We start from the raw sequence: 2951 nt of genomic DNA, 5'->3' as shown, positions 1-2951 counted from the left end.
GGGGTGGGGTGGTGGGGGGTGGCGTGGTGGTGGGCGGCGGGTCGAGCGTCAGGTTCTTCTGCTGGACCGTCCACTGGGTGCGGCACAGGCCGCAGTCCGGGCCGACGAAGTTGGCCCCGGCGCCCACGTCGCCCTTCAGGCGCCACTTCAGGTAGAGCACCGCCACCCGGCCGAACTCGCCGCCGTTGGGCTGGTCGTAGGTGCCGCCGTGACCGACGTTCAGGTTGCCCATGAACGCGGGCAGCCCGGACGGCAGCTTGCCCCAGTCGTCCATGGCGTTGGGGTAGGCGATGTCGCTGGGCCCGCCGATGAAGTACGCGATGGGTTTGGTCAGCCGGCGCAGCTGGTAGTCGTCGGCGTCGTTCAGCAGCCCGCTGCTGAAGATGCCGGTCGTGGTGACGCGCGGGTCGTTGGAGACGGCGTACGCCTCCACGCCGCCGCAGGAGAAGCCGGCCACGGCGATCTTTGTGGTGTCCAGCCGGTTGAAGTACTTGCTGCCCGACCGGGAGTTCTCCGCCACCGCCCAGTCGATGGACTGGGTGAGCATCTGGGCGTTCGTGGAGCCGGAGCCGTTCGGCGCGCCGTTGGCGATGGCGAGGAAGCCGTGGGAGGCGATCTCGCGGAGGAAGTTGCCCTGGGACAGGCCGTTGGCCGAGCACGCGCCGTTGCCCCAGACCAGGATGGGAAGGCGTTCGGACGGGAGGGTCTGGGGCCGGAAGATGGTGTGGTTGGCCAGGGTGGACGAGGTTTCGTAGTCGGCGGGGTAGGGGCCGGAGCCGCCGATCGCGGCGCCCGCGGGCGCCGCGCCGAACGTCATGGTCACAGAGGCGGCCGAAACGACGGCGGCGGCCAGTCCCGCGTAGATTCTCGATCTCCTTCTCATGGGTCCTCCAGCGACTGACGCGTAGGCGCCCTTGGTGGTGTCGGTGTGCGGTTACTATCACCGGCGTAACGAAAAGTGTCAATGTAACGTCCGCTGTGTGGACGCGACTTCGCGCTGGTCGGGGGCCTGAGGCGAGGCCCCGGCGCGATCAGTGGCGACCGTCCTCTGCGCCGCGCGTCAGGCGTCCGTCGCGTCGAGCCGCTTCTGCAGCCGGTCGAGGCGGTCGAGGACGTCGTGCATCATCACGCGCAGGACCGTCGTGTCGGCGTCGCGTCCGGGCAGCATCCGCCCGAACGCGACGCCGTAGTAGAGGGCGGAGAGCGCGGCGGGCGTGACGACGGCGCTCACTCCGGTGCGGCGCAGCGCGGCGCCCGCCTCGCCGTCGTCGCGCAGCAGCCCGAGCAGCAGGTGGCTGCCGGTGGTGACGGCCGAGGCGTGCGCGGTGGCCTGCTCGGCGGCGGCCGCCAGCACCGCCCGGGTGGCCGGTGATGTGGCCGGCTCGCTGGGCGTCGCTGCGGCGGCGGGGGCCTCGCCCAGGGCCGCGCGGATCGTGGCGGCGGGGAAGCCGAGCAGTTCGACGGTGTTCAGCACCAGGCTCTCGCCCTCGTCGAGAAAGGCCCGCAGCAGGTGGACCGGCTCCACCGTGCCCGCGCCGGAGGCGGACGCGAGGGCGTACGCCTGGTGCAGGATCGCCGCCACGTGGTGGTTGGCGGGCGGGGTCAGGGTGAGCCCGGCGGGCAGCGCCCGGGTGGTGGGTGTCTCGTGAGTCGCGCCCACGGCGCCGTCCAGCGCCTGGGTCAGCGCGGTCTGGCAGATCCGGGAGACCGGCAGCCGGGCGTCTCGGACGCGGTCGGCGAGGGCGTCGGGTAGATAAACGTTGACCTTGGGCACCTGACCGATCCTGTCACGCGGGGGCCGGGCCGGGCACCCCTTGATCGCCTACATTCCCTAGGGTTATAGTAGGGTTATGCCCGCGCTGCTGACCACCCGACGAGCCCTCGACCAGGGCCGTACCTCCAGCGCGCTCTGTCGCCGCTGAGCCCCACCGGCTCGCTTCGCACACGTCGCCTCGTCGTGCCCTCCTGGGCACGGCCGACTCCTTAAGGCCCGACACGCCATGACTCAGCACGACCCTGTCCAGAAAGCCCGCGTCGACCTGACCGCCGGCATCAACAAGCTCTTCGCCGCCTCGGCCATGTCGGCCAGCGGACACGGCAACATCAGCGTCCGGATCCCCGGCCACGACGACCGCCTCCTCGTCAACGCCGGGGAACTGCTGCGCCCGTGGCCCGCCGACGACCTGCGGGTCGCGGCGCCCGCGCTGCGCACCGTCAACGACGACGTCGTCGTGGTCGGCCTCGACGGGACCGTCCACGAGGGAACGCCCAGCCCGTCGGTGGCCGCGATCCTGAAGATGCACATCGGCGTCTACCAGGCCCGGCCCGACGTCAACGCCGTCATCCACACCCATTCGCCGTACGCCACCAGCTACGCCCTCGCCGGCGTGTCGCTGCCGGCCCGGTACGAGGCCCTGCTGGTGCACGGCCAGCCCGTCGACATCCCGGTCGCGCCGTGGGCGCCACGCGGCACCGAGGAGGCGGTGCGGTCGATCGCCGAGACGTTCGCGGCGCACCCCCGCACGTACGCGATCCTGCTCGGCAACCACGGCCTGCTCGTCGCCGGCGACTCCGCCCGGCACGCCGCGAGCCTCGTCGTGGCGATCGAGGAGGCGGCCGTCTCCAGCATCGGCGCCGAGCCGCTCGGCGGCCCGGCGCCGTTCCCCGACCACGTCCACGACCTCGACCTGCGCCTGCGCTTTGAGGAGCCGACCGCATGACCACCCGTAGCCGCCGGATCGCCGGCGCCCTCGCCGCCGTCCTGCTCACCACGTCGCTCGCCGCCTGCGGCGGGAACGACGAGCCCGCCGCGGCGAGCGCCGACGGCCTCACCACCGTCCGGCTCGCCTCGTCGCCGCTGGGCCACCTCGCGCCCATCTACCTGGCCCAGGAGCGCGGCATCTTCGCCAAGCACGGCCTCAAGGTCGAGGTCGACACCGAGACCTCCGACC

The 2951-nt window shown here is 72.3% G+C and carries 3 protein-coding genes and 1 pseudogene; 2 read left to right on the top strand and 2 right to left on the bottom strand.

What is annotated here, in order from left to right; all coding sequences use genetic code 11:
• Both KBX39_RS27705 and KBX39_RS33615 read right to left on the bottom strand, forming a co-directional pair.
• Positions 1–817 (bottom strand): cellulose-binding protein (locus tag KBX39_RS27705; RefSeq protein WP_247660676.1); only part of this gene is annotated, 817 nt, incomplete at its 3' end.
• Between the two features lie 243 nt (positions 818–1060).
• The gene (locus KBX39_RS33615; protein WP_210873311.1) at positions 1061–1774 is read right to left on the bottom strand and encodes a Clp protease N-terminal domain-containing protein; all 714 of its coding nucleotides are present in this window, start codon (positions 1772–1774) and stop codon (positions 1061–1063) included.
• Between the two features lie 226 nt (positions 1775–2000).
• Between KBX39_RS33615 and KBX39_RS27695 the strand changes: the two genes are divergently transcribed.
• Both KBX39_RS27695 and KBX39_RS27690 read left to right on the top strand, forming a co-directional pair.
• Positions 2001–2720, top strand: a complete 720-nt coding sequence (locus KBX39_RS27695) for a class II aldolase/adducin family protein (protein WP_051610994.1) — start codon at positions 2001–2003, stop codon at positions 2718–2720.
• A pseudogene (locus tag KBX39_RS27690) lies at positions 2717–2951 on the top strand (hypothetical protein); the annotation flags it as partial. The gene KBX39_RS27695 and the pseudogene KBX39_RS27690, both read left to right, overlap by 4 nt.

It is taken from the genome of Micromonospora sp. D75, assembly GCF_018070405.1.
Taxonomy (GTDB): domain Bacteria; phylum Actinomycetota; class Actinomycetes; order Mycobacteriales; family Micromonosporaceae; genus Micromonospora; species Micromonospora chalcea.
Note: the sequence above shows the minus strand (reverse complement) of the source record. Positions and strands in the feature narration are given on the sequence as shown.

Coding starts and splice junctions, on each gene's coding strand:
- KBX39_RS27695 (WP_051610994.1), top strand. CDS start 2,001: ATGACTCAGCACGACCCTGTCCAGAAAGCCCGCGTCGACCTGACCGCC.